The sequence below is a fragment of the Sphingomonas sp. genome (assembly GCF_036269755.1).
GTDB lineage: Bacteria > Pseudomonadota > Alphaproteobacteria > Sphingomonadales > Sphingomonadaceae > Sphingomonas.
Map to the genome: position 1 here is coordinate 281,389 of NZ_DATBDV010000009.1, position 15,995 is coordinate 297,383.

At 67.2% G+C, this 15,995-nt stretch carries 14 protein-coding genes; 12 read left to right on the forward strand and 2 right to left on the reverse strand.

Annotated elements, in window-relative coordinates:
• Positions 1 to 181: 181 nt before the first annotated feature.
• Together VH326_RS07995 and VH326_RS08000 are read left to right on the forward strand one after the other, a co-directional pair.
• Positions 182 to 532, forward strand: a complete 351-nt coding sequence (locus VH326_RS07995) for an MbcA/ParS/Xre antitoxin family protein (protein WP_329631278.1) — start codon at positions 182 to 184, stop codon at positions 530 to 532.
• Between the two features lie 9 nt (positions 533 to 541).
• On the forward strand, positions 542 to 1,204 hold the full coding sequence (locus VH326_RS08000) for a hypothetical protein (RefSeq protein WP_329631279.1): 663 nt from the start codon (positions 542 to 544) through the stop codon (positions 1,202 to 1,204).
• Between the two features lie 21 nt (positions 1,205 to 1,225).
• Here the strand turns inward: VH326_RS08000 and VH326_RS08005 are convergent, their stop codons facing one another.
• Complete coding sequence (locus tag VH326_RS08005; protein WP_329631280.1) at positions 1,226 to 2,365, reverse strand: aminotransferase class V-fold PLP-dependent enzyme; 1,140 nt, start codon at positions 2,363 to 2,365, stop codon at positions 1,226 to 1,228.
• Positions 2,366 to 2,414: 49 nt separating this feature from the next.
• Here VH326_RS08005 and dndB point away from each other — a divergent pair, with 49 nt between their 5' ends.
• From dndB to VH326_RS16050, 7 genes are all read left to right on the forward strand, one after another.
• A complete protein-coding gene (gene dndB / locus VH326_RS08010; protein WP_329631281.1) occupies positions 2,415 to 3,515 on the forward strand; it encodes a DNA sulfur modification protein DndB in 1,101 nt (366 codons plus the stop codon).
• Complete coding sequence (gene dndC, locus VH326_RS08015; protein WP_329631282.1) at positions 3,505 to 5,022, forward strand: DNA phosphorothioation system sulfurtransferase DndC; 1,518 nt, start codon at positions 3,505 to 3,507, stop codon at positions 5,020 to 5,022. The genes dndB and dndC overlap by 11 nt, the downstream gene beginning before the upstream one ends.
• The gene (gene dndD, locus VH326_RS08020; protein WP_329631283.1) at positions 5,019 to 6,998 is read left to right on the forward strand and encodes a DNA sulfur modification protein DndD; all 1,980 of its coding nucleotides are present in this window, start codon (positions 5,019 to 5,021) and stop codon (positions 6,996 to 6,998) included. The genes dndC and dndD overlap by 4 nt, the downstream gene beginning before the upstream one ends.
• Positions 6,988 to 7,362, forward strand: coding sequence for a DNA sulfur modification protein DndE (gene dndE, locus VH326_RS08025; protein ID WP_329631284.1), 375 nt, complete (start codon positions 6,988 to 6,990; stop codon positions 7,360 to 7,362). The genes dndD and dndE overlap by 11 nt, the downstream gene beginning before the upstream one ends.
• A 2-nt stretch (positions 7,363 to 7,364) precedes the next feature.
• Positions 7,365 to 8,801, forward strand: coding sequence for a DNA phosphorothioation-associated putative methyltransferase (locus tag VH326_RS08030; RefSeq protein ID WP_329631285.1), 1,437 nt, complete (start codon positions 7,365 to 7,367; stop codon positions 8,799 to 8,801).
• Positions 8,802 to 8,862: 61 nt separating this feature from the next.
• Positions 8,863 to 9,204 carry a DUF2958 domain-containing protein gene (locus tag VH326_RS16045; protein WP_414714262.1) on the forward strand — a complete coding sequence of 114 codons (342 nt, stop codon included), beginning with the start codon at positions 8,863 to 8,865 and terminating at the stop codon, positions 9,202 to 9,204.
• A 255-nt stretch (positions 9,205 to 9,459) separates the two neighbouring features.
• Positions 9,460 to 9,864 (forward strand): hypothetical protein, encoded by a 405-nt coding sequence (locus tag VH326_RS16050; protein ID WP_414714261.1) that lies wholly within the window; start codon positions 9,460 to 9,462, stop codon positions 9,862 to 9,864.
• An 85-nt stretch (positions 9,865 to 9,949) separates the two neighbouring features.
• Here the strand turns inward: VH326_RS16050 and VH326_RS08040 are convergent, their stop codons facing one another.
• Positions 9,950 to 10,576, reverse strand: coding sequence for a hypothetical protein (locus VH326_RS08040; protein ID WP_329631287.1), 627 nt, complete (start codon positions 10,574 to 10,576; stop codon positions 9,950 to 9,952).
• 253 nt (positions 10,577 to 10,829) lie between these two features.
• On the opposite strand from VH326_RS08040, the gene VH326_RS08045 reads away from it, so the two are divergent.
• From VH326_RS08045 to VH326_RS08055, 3 genes are all read left to right on the forward strand, one after another.
• Positions 10,830 to 13,193: a DEAD/DEAH box helicase gene (locus tag VH326_RS08045; RefSeq protein ID WP_329631288.1), complete on the forward strand. Its 2,364-nt coding sequence runs from the start codon at positions 10,830 to 10,832 to the stop codon at positions 13,191 to 13,193.
• Positions 13,190 to 14,497 (forward strand): hypothetical protein, encoded by a 1,308-nt coding sequence (locus VH326_RS08050; RefSeq protein ID WP_329631289.1) that lies wholly within the window; start codon positions 13,190 to 13,192, stop codon positions 14,495 to 14,497. The genes VH326_RS08045 and VH326_RS08050 overlap by 4 nt, the downstream gene beginning before the upstream one ends.
• Positions 14,498 to 14,572: 75 nt before the next feature.
• Positions 14,573 to 15,934 (forward strand): ATP-binding protein, encoded by a 1,362-nt coding sequence (locus VH326_RS08055; protein ID WP_329631290.1) that lies wholly within the window; start codon positions 14,573 to 14,575, stop codon positions 15,932 to 15,934.
• Positions 15,935 to 15,995: the final 61 nt, after the last annotated feature.

A 15,995-nucleotide genomic window follows, 5' to 3' on the forward strand; every position in this document is an offset into this window, starting at 1 on the left:
AGTCGTTTCCTTTGGTGGCGGGCTTTCGCAGATATTGCGCAGCGGTCGCCGCGTCGCTGAACCGATGCGAGCGCAGCCCTCACTCGAACCTTGGGCGCGATCACAGCGACTGCCTCCGAGAACGGCTAGACATCCACGGCAATTGATGTATATGTATCCCCGGTATATCGGAGTTATGCATATGATCGAAGGTGTGGTGGAAGCCGATCACGCGGCCCGTCGTTGCGGCGGGGCGCTGGACGACTGGGGTCTGGACGAGACCGAACGCTGGACGGTGAAGACCGGTGGAATCTCGTCCGAGGAGCCCGGCGGCGCCGTCGCCCTTGAGACCCGCCAGCGTCACATCGTCGATGTGGACCGTTCGATGGCCATGCTGGTCGGACGCGCGTCGCTGGTGCCGGTGTGGCTGCGCCTGCCCCAGGACGCGCTCGACGGGCTGACGCCGCTGGAGCTTATGACCTCGCACGTCGCGGGGCTCAGCCACGTCCGCCGCCTGCTCGTGCGCGAGCGGCTGGAGCGCGGGTTCCACTGAGTGCGGTTCATGGCGCTGCGGGTCGAGCCGGAACGCCCTGGGATCGGACCGACGCACGACGGAGGACGCCGTCACCCGACGATCGCGGCGGTCGCGATGCTCGACGTCACCGTGGAGGCCTCGGGCGCCTGCCGCCTCATGGCGCTGCACGGCCTCCATCGCGAAACCGCGGGCGAGTACGCGCTCGTCGCGGCGAGTGAGCGGTGCCTCGCCGGACTGCAGCGCAGTGACGGACGCCTGGTCACCGCGGGGGGACGCCTCGACCTCACGCTGCTCCGACTGGGCGCGTTGCGACATCGCCACTTCCGCCCGGGTGGCGCCGCCTCGTGGCTGAAGGACCTGCGCGACGCCCACGACGACGTGATCGAGATGCTCGACCCCTTCACCGCCGCGAAGAGGGAGACTCGCCGTTTCGCGGAGATGGTCGCGGGACGGTGGTCCGGGGCCGCAGTCGCCGGGCCCCGCCCGCTGGCGCAGGCGCAACTCGCGGTGGTCCGCACGGCGGTCACCTACCTGCACCTCCTGGCCGAGCAGCGGTCCGATCCCACTCCGCTCGTGACGGGCGTCGGGGCGCTGGCGGAGTTGATCTTGGAAAGGGCCGCGATCGCACCGCACCTGGCACCCGTCCTCGAGAGCGCGCTATTCACGGCGCTCGCGCCGCATCCGTTCTAAGCGGCTGCCCGGATGACAACCTCAAGAAAGCATGCGGACGATGGCCGCCACCGCATCCCACGGCGGCGGGGATACATTGTGCGACCAGGAGAAGCGGACTGTCCCACGGACGACATCGTCAGGCAGGTCCATCGCCTCGAGGACATGGGAAGGGCGGTAGAGCGCGGATGTGCAGGCCGACCCGTTGGAGATCGCCGCCACACCCCGCAGCGCGACCATGAGCGCCTCGGAATCCACGCCCGGGAACGCGACACCAAGGATGTGCGGCAGCGCAGGTCCGTCGCGTCCATGCACGACGGCGCCCAATGGGGCGAGCGCGCGAAGCGCATCGGACCGGATCGCGGCACATCGCTCGCTGCGCTTGTCACGTTCGCGCCCTGCGAGCTCTGCGGCGAGGCCGAGCCCCGCGACGAGGGCCACCGGCACGGTGCCCGGACGAAGCCCCCGCTCCTGACCACCGCCATGCATTATCGGCGACACCGCTGGCCGGCCGTGACCTTGCCGAACCATCAGCGCCCCGACGCCCTTGGGCGCGTAGATCTTGTGCCCACTGACGCTCGCCAGATCGACGCGGTCATGGTGGAGGTCTGCGCTCAGCCGGCCGAATGTCTGCGCGGCATCGACGTGAAAGGCCGGACCCGCCGGCAGCGATCCCGCGATCTCCACGATAGGTTGAACCGCGCCCGTCTCGTTGTTCGCGTGCATGACCGACACCAGAAGGGTGTCCGGGCGGACTGCGGCGAGCACGTCGGCCGCAACCACGCGTCCGAGATGGTTAGGAAGTATCCGGCTCACCTCGAATCCATCCGCCTCGAGCGCGTCGACCGGGCCGTGAACCGCCGCATGCTCGATGGCGGTGGTCACGATGTGACGACGCGAACGGTCAGCCCTTGCCAGGCCGAGGATCGCGATGTTCGAACTCTCGGTGGCGCCGCTGGTGAAGACAACCTCCTCCGGCGCGGCGCCCAGCTCAGCGGCGACCCGCTCGCGCGCCTTGGCGACCTCGCGCGCGGCCATGACGCCCTGCTCGTGGGTCCGGCTGCCGGCGTTGGCGAAGTCGTCGCGCATCAGGCGCAGCACGAGCTCCGCGACCCGGGCATCGACCGGGGTGGTAGCGGCAAAGTCCAGGTAGGTGCCCGTTGATACGTCTTCTTTTGACAAACTACGTCTCTCCAATTGACGCACTGCGTCTGTCGAGACATAGGCTAGCATGGCCGGTGCGCGGCTGGAAGTGGGGATAACGATGCAGACCGCCGGAAGCTACGTCTTTCCAGCCGTTCGCGGCATCCAGGCCGGACGCGAATACTACGTTTCGATGTGTCCGCTGCGGATGCTGGTGATGCTGTTCCAGTTCGACGACATCGACCCGCCGGAACTAAGGGCGCAACGCCTTCTCAACCGCGGGCGCGTGCCCGAGATCGCACGCTACATCGTCGAGCACGCCGACTCCTACGTGTTTTCGGCGATCACGGCCTCGATAGACGCCGACGTGCGGTTCGAGGCGGCTGGTGCCAGCGACGTCGGTACGCTGCACGTGCCGCTGTCCGCGCGCTTCATCATCAACGACGGCCAGCATCGCCGGGCCGCCATCGAGCAGGCGCTGCGCCAGCGCCCCGCGCTCGCCGACGAGACGATCGCCGTCGTCTTCTTCCACGACCGCTCGCTCGCCCGCTGCCAGCAAATGTTCGCGGACCTGAACCGCTACTCGATCCGCTCCTCGTCGTCGCTCAACGTGCTCTACGATCACCGCGACGAGAAGGCGGCGACCGCCCGTGCCGTGCTCGAGGCGGTGCCGCAGCTGAAGGAGCTGGTCGACATGGAGCGGTCGAGCCTGTCCAAGGGCTCGCGCAAGCTGTTCACGCTGAGTGCGCTCCATACCGCCACGACGCAGCTGCTCACGGGTGCTCCCGAGGAGGGGCGTATGGAGACGGCCGTGCGGTTCTGGAGCGACCTCTACGCACGTTTCCCATCCTGGGAGGAGGTGCGCGGCGGAAAGCGTTCTGCGGGTCAGGTCCGCAACCAGTGCATCCACGCGCACGGGGTGGCGCTGCACGCGCTCGGCCGGGTCGGCAACAGCCTGGTACACCGCGATGGTGGCTGGAACGATGGGTTGACCGGGGTCGAGGCGATCGACTGGCGGCGCGAGGCCCCCGAATGGGAAGGCCGCGCCACGGCTGGCGGCAACCTCGTGAAGAGCGCACAGAACGTCATACTCACCGGAAACCTCATCAAGAGCCGACTTGGCATCGGGCTGTCGCCCGAGGAGCAGCGGCTCGAGGACGGCTACAATAGGAGTTCCAATGCCGACTGACCCATCGTCCGGACGGGCGCCGTCGGCGTTCGCGGACGGCTTCAAGGCGGCGATTGCGCGCCACATCGAGGAGATCACCGAGCTGTATCTCGCCGACGAGATCCCTTGGATCATCGGCTACAGCGGCGGCAAGGACTCGACGGCCACGCTGCAGATCGTCTGGCTCGCGCTGTCGGCGCTGCCGCCCGAGCGCCGGCACAAGGCGGTCCACGTCATCTCCACCGACACGCTCGTCGAGAACCCGGTGGTCGCCGCCTGGGTCTCCCGCTCGCTCAGGATGATCGACGAGAGCGCCGCGGCGGCCGGCCTGCCGATCAAGGCGCACCGACTGACGCCGGAACCGACCAACACCTTCTGGGTGAACCTCATCGGACGCGGCTATCCGGCGCCGCGCCCGAAGTTCCGGTGGTGCACCGAGCGCCTCAAGATTGACCCCTCGAACCGCTTCATCGGCGAGATGACCCGCACGAACGGGGAGAGCATCGTCGTGCTCGGTATGCGCAAGGCGGAGTCGGGCGCGCGTTCGAAGGTGATGGAAAAGCTGGAGGGGCAGCGCCTGCGCGACGGCCTGAGCCCCAACGCGTCGCTATCGAACTCCTACGTCTACACGCCGATCGAGACCTGGACGAACGACGACGTGTGGCTGTTCCTGATGCAGGTCTCGAACCCGTGGGGCTTCGACAATCGCGACCTGCTGACCATGTATCAGGGAGCGTCGGCCGATGGAGAATGTCCCCTGGTCATCGACGCCAGCACCCCCTCCTGCGGCGACAGCCGGTTCGGCTGCTGGGTCTGCACGCTCGTCGACAAGGACAAGTCGATGCAGGCGATGATACAGAACGACCACGAGAAGGAGTGGATGACGCCGCTGCTCGCCCTGCGCGACGAGCTCGACGTCCGCAGCGAGGAGACCGGCAAGCGCGACGACCGGCACCTGCGCGACTTCCGACGGATGAACGGGTCGGTTCAACTGCACAACGACCGGCTCGTCCACGGACCCTACACCCAGGACGCCCGGGCCATGTGGCTCCGCCGCGTCCTCGACGCGCAGACCCACATCCGCCTCCACGGGCCGGCGGAGATGTCGGACATGGAGCTGATCACGCCGGAGGAGCTGCACGAGATCAGGCGCCTTTGGGTCTTCGAGAAGCATGAGACCGAGGATCTGCTGCCCGGCATCTACGTCGCGGCGACGGGACGGGACTATCCCGGGCCACCCATAGCCGACGACCTCGCCACCGCCGCCGAAGACACCCTCCTGCTGCGGGAGATCGCCGGCGACGACATGCTGTTCGCGCTTACGCGGGAGTTGCTCGACGTCGAGCGCCGACATCGCACCATGACGCGCCGGGCCGGCCTCTTCCGCAGACTCGAGAACTCGCTGCGGCGGGGCACGTTCACCAGCGCCGAGGAGGCCACCGAGGCAGCGCTCGAGCGTCGCGCCGCATTCGCCGGCGACCAGACCGACCCCTCGCCGGAGCTGCCGCTCCTGGAGGCGGACGCTTGATCATCGACGAGCTCACGGTCCACGACTTCGGCGTCTACGGGGGGCGGCAGTCGATCACCCTGACACCGGGGTCGGCAGACCGCCCGGTGATACTGTTCGGGGGGCTGAACGGCGCGGGCAAGACAACGTTGCTCGATGCGTTGCAGCTGGGGACGTACGGGCCCGCCGCCGCCGTCTCGAACCGTGCGGGCGGCGGATACGACGACTATCTGCGCAGCTGTATTCACCGCGGCGCCGCGTCGCCGGAATCGGCGATCGAGATCGCGTTCCGACACGTTAGCGAGGGACGCGAGCGATCGGTGCGGCTCCACCGCTCGTGGACGGCGCGCGGAACACGCCTGCGCGAGAATTTCGAGGTCATCCGCGATGGGCAGCCGGATGCGCTGGCGACGGAGCATTGGGCTGAACTGGTCGAGGAGATCATGCCGGCGCGCATCGCCGAGCTCTTCCTGTTCGACGGTGAGAAGATCGAATCCTACGCCGACCTGGAAGGTGCGTCCCGCCTGATCCGAACCGCGATCCAGAACCTGCTCGGACTGGACGTGATCGAACAGCTGACGACCGACCTCGTCCTCCTTGAGCGTCGGAAGCGGTCCGAAAGCCGACCTACGGGCGAGATCGACGCCGGGGCCGAGATAGACGCCAGACTGGAAGCACTGGAGACAGACCGTAAGGCGCACGTCCAGCGCCGCGCCGCCGCCGTCAACGAGGTCGAGCGTCTCGAGGCCGCCATGTCCCAGAGGGAGGAGGTCTACCGGCGCGAAGGGGGTGCCTTGGCCGAGCAGCACTCCTCCTTGGAGGCAGCCCATCGTGACGCCGGGGCGCGCCTCGAGGAACTTAGGCGCGGACTGCGCGACGCGGCCGCCGGACCCCTGCCGCTGGCGGCGGTCAGGCCGCTGCTGGCCCGGGTCCAGGCGCGGTGGCACGAACAGGCCGCGCGCTTCAGGCAAGCATCGTCTCGGGCTGCGGTGAGAGAGGAACGCGACGCCTTCCGCGACCTGATCGCGGCGGCGAAGATCGACGACGCTGCGCGCCGTGCCCTGCTGGTAGCCCTCGACGAGCGCGAGGCCGATATCGCCGACGAGCTGCAGGTAATGGAGGTGCCGGCAGGCGCGATCGAGCAGCTCGACGCCGTCACGGATGGTCATCTCGACGGCGAGACGATGCATGCGCGCCGGCTGGCGAAGGAACTCGACGAAACCCGGCGAAGGGTGGCCGACCTGCGGGACGCGATCGCATCGATCCCGCCCGAGGAACGGCTCGCGCCGTTCGCGCGGGAGCTGGACACGGCCCGGCGCGCACTGGCGGACGCACGCGTTGATCAGGAAGCGCGCGCGGAAACGATCGAACGGCTGGATCGCGAGATCGAGGCGCTTCGCTTGGAGGCCAGGTCCATTCACGAGGCGGCGATGAAGGAGCGGTTCGCTTCCGAAGACCTTCAGCGCGTCCTCACCCAATCCACCCGCGTGCGCGACACGCTGGCGACGTTCCGCACAGTGGTCGTGCGCAAGCATGCATCGCGCATCGAGGCGGCGATCCTGCGGAGCTTCCACGAACTGGCGCGCAAGCGGTCGCTCATCAGCGGCATCAGGATCGATCCCGAGACCTTCGGGCTCGACCTGATCGGCAGCCGTGGCGAACTGGTCACGCCCGAGCGCCTGTCCGCCGGCGAACGCCAGATCCTAGCCGTCGCGGTGCTGTGGGGCCTCGCGCGCGCGTCCGGCAGGCCGCTGCCGACGGTCATCGACACGCCATTGGGACGTCTGGACTCGACTCACCGCCGCAGCCTGGTGGAGCGGTACTTCCCGAACGTCAGCCACCAGACCATCCTGCTCTCGACGGACGAGGAGATCGCCGGCGCGACGCTCCGATCGCTACGTCCGGCGATCGGGCGGAGCTACCGGTTGGTGCACGATGAGGCGACGGACTCGACGCGCGTCGAAACGGGCGAACTGGAGACCGCGCGTGGCGATTGAGCAGATCACCATATCGAAGCAGGCCCGCGAACAGCTGATCCGCCTGAAGCGCCGCACGGGCATCGAACATTGGAACGTCCTCTGCCGCTGGGCGCTGTGCAGGTCGCTGGCGGAACCGAGCGTGCCACCGGCCACGCGGCATCCGGCAGACAGCAACGTGGAGATGACGTGGAAGGTGTTCGGCGGCCGACACGCCGACATCTATCTCGCGCTGGTAGAGGAACGCTGCATCGTCGACGGGCTGCAGACCGATCCAGCGACGGTCGCCCAGCAGTTCCGCCTGCACCTGCACCGCGGGATTTCCTATCTCGCTGCGGACAAGAGCATCACCGACGTCGACATGCTCGCGACGCTGGCGGCCTGACCATGGCGATGGCGCCGGAGCGCCACCGCAGTGCCATGCGCCGGGTGGCGCTATCCAGGCCGATGGCGACCGCGATCAAGGACGGCCTGGTGGCCACAGGCGCGACCGTTCTGGACTATGGCTGCGGCCGCGGGGGCGATGTCGCAGCGCTGTGCGCCTCCGGCGTCGCAGCGACTGGCTGGGATCCAGTCTTTGCTCCGAAGGCGGAGCGCGCGCCAGCCAGCATCGTGAACCTCGGTTACGTCGTCAACGTGATCGAGGATCCGAAGGAGCGCGAGGCGACGCTGCGATCGGCGTGGGCGCTGGCGACGCAGCTACTCGTAGTGTCGGCGCGGCTCACCGACGAGGCACCGGAACAACCTGGTCCGACGATGGCCGACGGCGTGATCACCCGGATCAGGACGTTCCAGAAGTTTTACGAGCAGCAGGAGCTACGTGCCTGGATCGACTACACGCTGTCGGTGCAGTCGATCGCCGCCGCGCCGGGCATCTTCTACGTGTTCGCCGACGAGCGCCTGCGCGCGCTCCATCTGGCGACTAGGCAGACCCGCGCGTCCGTCGCCAGCGCCCGCGTCGCACCGCCGCGCGGGCAGTCCGAACTCGGTCCGCTGATCGATTTCCTAGCGACGCACGGCCGCCCGCCCGAGCCGGCCGAGTTGCCGAAGTTCGGCGACGTCGTCGGTTCCGGCGGACCTGCGCGCGCGTTCGTCGATGCCGCGCGCTTCGTCGTCGACCTCGACGCCGTCCGGCGTCGCCGGACCGAAGACCTTCTGATCACCCTGGCGCTGGCGCGGTTCGACGGTAGGCCGAAAGCGACGGCGATGCCGCCCGCGCTGCTGGCCGACGCCCGGGCGTTCGTGGGGAGCTATGCGGCCGCATGCTCCGCGGCCGATGACGAGCTAATGGGTATCGGCGCCGAGGGCGCGCTGGCCGCCGCCTGCCGCGGCGCGGGCTTCGGTAAACTGATGCCGACAGCGCTGTACGTCCACGCCCACAACATCGTCGATCTGCCGAGCCGCCTGCGACTTTTCGAAGGATGCGCCCGGGGATATGTCGGCGCCGTCGGCGGCGCCAACGTCGTTAAGCTGGGCATCGACGAGCCGACCGTCAGCTACTTGGAATACGAGGATTTCGACGTTGCCGCACATCCCCGGCTCGCCAGGTCGACACGGATCCACCTGCGGGAGCTGGCGGTCCGCGCACGCGATTACCGGCGCTGGCCGAACCGCCCGATCCTGCATCGCAAGGAGCTGCTGCTGCCGGAAGGTGCACCGCGTCGCGAGACGTACGCGCGCTTGACCGCCGCCGAGGAGCGCCACGGCCTGTATGCGGACCCGGCGTCGATCGGCACCGAGCGTGGCTGGGCCGCGGCCCTCGCCAACGCCGGCGTGCGGATCAGCGGGCATCGCCTGTTGCGGGACAGGAACCAACCGGCTTAGGCCTGAAGCGAAAGTCAGACCTCTGGATCAACGATCTGGAGGAAAAAGCATGAATGAATGGATGACGGACGACGAGGCGCGGCAGCTCGTCGAGAACGCCCGCCTGGCCACCAGCGACGCGACCTTCGACCCGGTGCCGCTCATCAGGATCAAGGTTGCCGACAGCGACGCGTCCTGGCTCGTCACCGAGATCGACCCCGACGACCACGATCTCGCCTACGGGCTGGCCGATGCGGGCATCGGCCTGCCCGAGCAAGGCCATTTCAGGCTGTCGACGCTCGCTGACGCGACCGGAGCGCTCGGTGGCCGTGCCGAACGGGACCGCTCGTTCAAGCCGGCGCCCGGCATGACGCTAGCCGTGCTGGCGCGGATTGCGCACACCGCGGGGCGGATCGTGGTGTGAATACCAAACCCCACCAAGAGCCTGGCGAACTTGTGCGGGCAGCACTTTGCGAACTCGCCGCCGGCGGACAGGCCCAGCACCTCAATTCGATCTAACAGAGCCTGCTCCATGTCATGGGCGTCAAGCAACGGCATCGGTGGGGATGTCGCGAAGATCGTCCACTGCAACCCGATGACGCGCGGCATACCCGAGTTGAGTTCAACGACGCGCCGATCGACGTCGTCGGACCGGCCGACCTTGAACACCCGGACGTCGTTGGCCGCGATCGCGGCCAGCGCGTGCGCGCTCCCTGTCAGCACCATCGCGTATACGCGGGCGTCGGCACCGGTGCGGGCGGAAGTGAAGATACTGACGGCCGGCACCGGGCCGTGTGTGCGAGCCGCGGCGGCGTCGGCCGATCCGGCGATGGCATCGGCCGCTTCGCGCGCAACCGCATCGCGTCCGGCGGCGAGCAACGCGATCGCCACGGCGCCGAGCCGTGCGCGATACTGCTCGTCGGCGATACCGCGCCAAAGCGCGTTGACCTTCAGCGCCACCGCGCGCGGGGAGCGCGACCACGGCGTCAGGCCACGTCCCGAGCGTGCGGCGGCGACGGACAGAAAATCAGCCAGTGCGATGATGGCGGGCGGCGGTTGGGAAGGGTCGACCCGGCCCTTCTGAAACGCGGCAAGCAACGCGAGCGCCGTCTCGTCACGCCGCCACACGGCGCACCCGCCGGTGGCATCGCCAAAGGCGGGGCGCGTCCTCACGGACGGTCGGCCAGGACCTTCGGCACGAAGGACACCGCGTGGACCTGCGCCGCGAGCTGGTGCGACATCCAGCCCAGCATGTCGAGCAGGTCCTGATGCAGGTCTGCGAGATTCATGGCCAGCAGAGGCTCGTAGTGGACGATCGCATTGCGCAAGCGCAGCAATCCGTCCGCGGTCGTCGCGACCGACGCAAACTTCATACCCCAGCGGTTCGGAAACATGGTCCGCTGATGGGCGCGCCAGACCAAGTCGAAGAAGCGTGGACGGAGGATCGCCACCCAGGTACCGAACGTGATCTCTGCCACCACGTCGTCGTGCGCGACGCGGCCACGCGCCTGGGCATGCGCGACTGCGTCAGCCACCGCGCGACGCGTCACGACGGTTGCCTGATCCAGGAAATCCTGGTCCTGCCACCAGTGCGGCCCGAACACCGTGGTCAGAGCCAAGTCCGCGCGGCTGCGGATCGCGACCTCCAGAATACCCAAGGGGCGGTGGAAGGCGGCGCCCACGTTCGAGTTCCAAGTGTGCAGGCGGACCGCACGCGCCTGCAGCCCGCCAGCCGCGGCCAGGTAGGGCGCCATATGCGCGACGCCGAACTCCTGCTCGAGGGCGGCGAAGGTCAAGGGTTGCAAAACTGTCGCCATTATACTAACTACCCGTCTGTGAGCCGGAGCTGGCCCCTGATGCCTTGAGCATCATACCATCCCGGACGAAGACCCCGCGCAGGCCTCAGCCTTCGCGGGGTTTTTCCGTTCTGGCGCCGAGTCGCCGGAACGTAGGGTGTCGAATAGAGCAATTCCGAAATTCCGCAACCCTGTCGATGCTGTAATTCCGCAATCGCTTGAAGGTTCCGCATTTTTGGAATAGGACGTGCCCATGGCTCGCTACACCGTTTCCCACCCGCTCGTGCGAGGGCTCATCGAGGACATGCTGATCCCGGCCTATGTCGCTGAGGGAAACACGGCGGCACTGACCCGCGTTATCAACGAAATCCTCGCCGACGTCGGTATCGATTCGCGTTTGCACGTAAACCGCGTTCACGCCCTTCTATCCGACGACGTCGCACGCGGCGTGAACCAGAGCACCGTCGACCTGCTCAAGATCGCCGCCGGGGCCGAACGGTGGCCAGCCGAGGTCGACGACGACAAAATATCGGAATTACGGAATCGCGCAGCGCCGCACTTAAACAGCGGGATGGAGCTTGCCGCCGTCTCGGAATTGATCGGCGTCCCGCCTGCGGTGCTGGCGCGTGTCATCGCGGGCACCCGAGCCGCTCCCGAGGCGGTGACCATTCCTGCCAGTGGGCCCGACTGGAGCTTCCAGGACGTCGCCGTCGAACGCTGCATGGCCGCCTTCCGGCGCAAGGCCTCGATCAACATCGGACTGGTGTTGCCGACCGGTGCGGGCAAGACGCGCACAGCGCTGCGCGTCGTGCTCGAACAGCTCGCGGCGAACCCGGACGGCGAGGCGCGCGCGATCTGGGTCACACATCGGCACAACCTGAAGGCGCAAGCCTTCCGCGAACTGGGGAAGCTCGTCGATCAGAACCCCCCGGGGTTGCCCGACGACGCAGCGGACCTGGCCGAGCGGATCGACTTCGCGATGCTGAGCGAAGTGCCAGCGCTGCTGGCCAGGACCACCGCGACGGCGATCATCATCGTGGACGAGGCGCACCATGCCGCGGCTCCCAGCTACGGCGAAGTGTTCGCGAAGAAGCGGCCCTATCCGGTGCTGCTTTTGACGGCGACGCCCGTGCGCATGGACGCCAAGCCGATCTTCATCGACGAGATCGCCTTCACGATCACCTATCGCGAACTCGCTGAACGACGCGCGATCATCGTGCCGGAATTCGAACCGCTCAAGGTTCGCTCGCTCGAGCTGTCCGATCCGGAAGTCGTCGACCAGATCGCGCGCCGCATCGTGGACGAGACGCGCTCCCGCTTCCGCAAAACCCTCGTCATCGCGTCGCGCATCGAATACGTCGAGGCGCTCCATGCCCGCGTGATCGCGCTGCTCGACGACGAAGTCGACCATCCGATCGACCTCGCCGACGTGGGTTTCCTGCACGGTCGCGGCAATTCGCACGGCCTGGGCGCCGAGGCGATGCTCGCGCTGTTCGCCGACAAGCCGCACGCGATCCTGCTTTCCGCGCAGATGCTGCTCGAGGGGTTCGACGACCCCGCGATCGATTCCGTAGTCATCACCTACCGCACGGACAGCGTGATCTCGCTGATGCAGGCGGCGGGGCGCTGCGTTCGTCACGCGCCGGGCAAGCGGCGCGCCTGGGTCGTGCAGGTCGACAACCCCGCCCTGGCGTATCGCTTCGACCAGCGCTGGCTATACGAGGACATCAGCGATCGTCCGCGACCAATACTCGTCGATCTCGACTATGGCAGCCGCGAGGAGCTCGAGCGCGGAATGCGAGAGCAACTCGACCTGCACCACGTCGCTCCCGACAACGCGCGGCGCGTCTTGGCCGCGCTGGGGGACGTCGATCTCGAGGACCAGCCCCGGCTGATGCTCTACGGGCTGCCATATTTCGGGATCGCCGCGAAGTTCGACGAGGCGCCTTGGGGCGCCTTCCTTGAGACCAAGGGCAACACAAAGCTCTTCAGGGGGCTATTCAACCGCTATTGCCAAGTCGCCGAGCGACCAGACGCCAGCGAATTCGTCAAGGAAGTGGGACCCGGACTGGGCCTGCCGGCGAGCGCCGGGCGCCTTCGCCGCGATCTCATTGAAGTCATCGGCGCACTGGGCTTCGCCCTCGACGAGGTGGACGACAAGCTCGGCCCGGCCTTCGCGCTTCGCAACTACGCGAAGCACGGTGCGACGACGTTCCTCCGCTACGTCATATCCCGGTACCACGACAGCGTCCCGCCGGAACTGACGGCCTTCCTCGCCGACTGCCATAACGGCCTGTCGATCGCGGCCACCTATTCGGAGGATCCCGAGGAGATGACGCTCGCGATCAAGGTGCCGCTGCCGATCGGCGGATTCGAGGCGCGGCTGCTATCCACGGAAGAGGCCGATCTCCTCATCGATTGGCTCGACACCCTCGCAAGCGTGCTGAGGGGGGTCGAGCCCGCCCGTCAGCTCGCACGGCTGACCACGCTCAGGTCGGAAATCCCCGCGCCACCGCTGCCGCCACTCCACCTCGACAGGACGGAGGCAATGATCGCCGAGGCCGGTCGCCAGAAGCTAACCTTGAACCTCAGAACTCTGCAGGAGCAGAAGCGATGACAACCACCACAGACTATTCCTACCTGCTGCCGCCCGAGGACATCGAGCTCAGCAAGATGTTCGTCGATCCGAACAACCCGCGTATCACGCCGGACGAACCGCCCGGCTACGCTGATCCCGACCAGCTGTTCGATCCCGAAAAGCAGGCGGCACTGATCCTGAAGACCTACGAGGTCTATAACGCAGGGCGGCTTGAGTCCTCGATCATCGACCAGGGATGGGTTCCAGTCGATCCCATCCTCGTCTGGAAGGACCCCGGATCAGACCGCTACGTTGTGGTGGAGGGCAACACCCGCACGTCCGTACTGAAGACGGTGCGCGAACGGCTGCCGCGTGAGATCGAGAAGCTGGAGAAGCTGCGCCGCGGCCAAGGCGGGGGCTTCCCCGCCCCGGAGCTGAGCCGGCAGGAGAAGCAGGTCGAGAAGATAAAGGACCTGATCGCGAAGACCGACACCGTGAAGGTCTTCCCGGTTAAGGCGGATACGGCTGCGGAACTGACGCAGATCCTGCCGCGGCTCCACGGCGTGCGGCACGTCGCCCCGGCGCAGGGTTGGGGCCCGCACGCGGTCGGGCTATACATCATGTCGCTCTACCAGGAGCGTTTCCACGCCCAGTTCCCGGGCGAGGAACTGCGCATCGACGACGGCATACTGTCGCAGATCGCCGAAGTTCTGCCCCGCAAGAAGGACGACATCCGCCGCAACATCCAGGCGTCATCGGCCTTCGGACACTTCCGGGCGAACTACGACGAGAAAGTCCAGGCCGCCGGGAACACCTTCCAGGCGTCCGATCAGTACTTCTTCGAGCAGATCCTGGACCATCAGGTCTCGCGCACAGCCTTCGAGTTCGGAAGCACCGACCTGCACCTGAGCGAGAAGGGCGAAGAGGCCCTCTTCCAGTGGGCCTTCAGCAAGAAGCGCAACCGCAAGAAAACCGATGACGAGGACGATGCCAACGTCTTCCAAAAGGCGGAGGACATGCGCGTCTGGCAGCGGGTCGCGAACTACGACGCGAAGAACTCCACCACCAGCTTCGCCAAGCGGCTGAACGTCGAGGAGCCAAGCGACGCCACGCCGGTGGGCGAACTTTATGCGGAGATGAAGCTGCACCGCGGCAAGAGCAAGCCGATCGCGACGCTCACCGAGCTTCTGGACACCATGAAGGAGTTCAAGGCGGACGCTCTGGTCGACCAGTCGGCCCACATCCGTCCGCTTCTCAAGGAGGTCGAGAAGCAGGCCCTGCGGTTCATCGCCATGCTCGACGCGGTGGACGCAGAAGACGCCGAGGAAGAAGAGGCGGAATAACCGTGTCCGGCCCCACCGGTCGCGAGAATGCCTCCGGTGACCGGCGGGGCCGATCTTGGATGGAGGGCGGGCAGGATGGCCGAAGACAACGGTGGGGACGCGCTTCTCCGCGATCTCGTGAACGGCCACCTCGAGACGCCAGACGTCGAATACAAGAACTGGCTGGACCTGACGGACGATCTAGTGCGTGCCAACACGGCGCGACACATCTGCGCGCTGGCCAACCTCGGCGGTGGTCACCTCGTCTTCGGATTCGACGATGACGGGGCGACGAGCTCCCCGCCGCCGCCCGATCTAGCGGGCTATGGTCAGGACGCGATCAACGGCGTGGTGGACCGGTATCTGGTCCCGCCGATGCATTGCGCGGTGCACATGGTGACCGCGGCGTCGGGCCAGACGCATCCCGTCGTGCGCGTCCCGAGCCACGGCGCACAGCCGGTCTGTGCGAAACGTGATGGACCGCAGATCAAGGGCCGCGTCGAAGGCATACGCCGCGGCGCCCACTACATCCGCGTATCCGGACCCAAGTCCCATCCGATCGACCACCCCGAAATGTGGCGCGACGTCATCCGTCGCTGCATCGTCGCCGAGCGCGACGAACTGCTAGGGTCCATCAGCCGGCTGTTCGACCGCCCGACCACACCTGAGCAAACTTCAGACCTCCCGCCGTTCGTGAACGACGCGCTGGCCGAATGGGCGTTGATCGAGGCTGTGGCATGGCCGGTGAACACGGAGGCAAACCGGGTCGCATTCGGGTTTAGGCTGCTTACCGCCGACAACCGCTCTCCGGTGCCACTCGACATCGCCACGCTTCGCGACGCCGTGAGGTCCGCGGGTCTCGGCGCCTCGGACGAGGTCAACGACGGACTCGTACCGTTCGAGCTTGGCTGGTCGGAGCAACAGCGTCCGCGCGTCGCGCTGTTCGGCGACATGGACGGGCTGGAGATGCGTCGGACAGCGCTGGAGGAAGACGTGATGCCCGCCCTGTGGCGCGTCGCTGTGGACGGCGTCGGCATCGACGTGTCAATATTCGCGGAGGACCTGCCTCACCTTCGGGCCGCGATCGAGAGGAACAACACGCGGCAATGGCCACCGGGTGGCCGCATGTCACCGCGCTTCCACATTCAGCACGTCGCGCAGCGCATCGCATTCGTCCGCCGGCTGGCGGAGCAGTTCGAAGCCGATGCCTGCGAGGTGATGGTGGACTATGCCGGGCTGCGCGGCCGCGTCATCGATGAACTGGCACCCACTTACTACAGCAGGCAGTACACGGCTTCCGAAGCTGGCCGGCGGGTCGCCGTCGCGGTCCCGGTCTCCAATCTCGGTGCGGAAGCGGCGTCCATCACGGCGACGTTGCTACAACCCATCTTCCGACTGTTCGACGGCTGGGACGTCAACGCCGAGTATGTCGCAGCCGAACTGGCCCGTCCGCGTTAGCCGCCAATCGTTGATAGCGAGGTGAGCATGCTCCACTATCGATCCGATTCGTCGGAGCGGC

Bases quoted from the DNA above. Each gene is read 5' to 3' on its own strand.
- dndC (WP_329631282.1), top strand. From the start codon at position 3,505: ATGCCGACTGACCCATCGTCCGGACGGGCGCCGTCGGCGTTCGCGGAC.
- VH326_RS08050 (WP_329631289.1), top strand. From the start codon at position 13,190: ATGACAACCACCACAGACTATTCCTACCTGCTGCCGCCCGAGGACATC.
- VH326_RS07995 (WP_329631278.1), top strand. From the start codon at position 182: ATGATCGAAGGTGTGGTGGAAGCCGATCACGCGGCCCGTCGTTGCGGC.
- VH326_RS08055 (WP_329631290.1), top strand. From the start codon at position 14,573: ATGGCCGAAGACAACGGTGGGGACGCGCTTCTCCGCGATCTCGTGAAC.
- VH326_RS08030 (WP_329631285.1), top strand. From the start codon at position 7,365: ATGGCGATGGCGCCGGAGCGCCACCGCAGTGCCATGCGCCGGGTGGCG.
- VH326_RS16045 (WP_414714262.1), top strand. From the start codon at position 8,863: ATGACGGACGACGAGGCGCGGCAGCTCGTCGAGAACGCCCGCCTGGCC.
- VH326_RS08000 (WP_329631279.1), top strand. From the start codon at position 542: ATGGCGCTGCGGGTCGAGCCGGAACGCCCTGGGATCGGACCGACGCAC.
- VH326_RS08045 (WP_329631288.1), top strand. From the start codon at position 10,830: ATGGCTCGCTACACCGTTTCCCACCCGCTCGTGCGAGGGCTCATCGAG.
- dndB (WP_329631281.1), top strand. From the start codon at position 2,415: ATGGCCGGTGCGCGGCTGGAAGTGGGGATAACGATGCAGACCGCCGGA.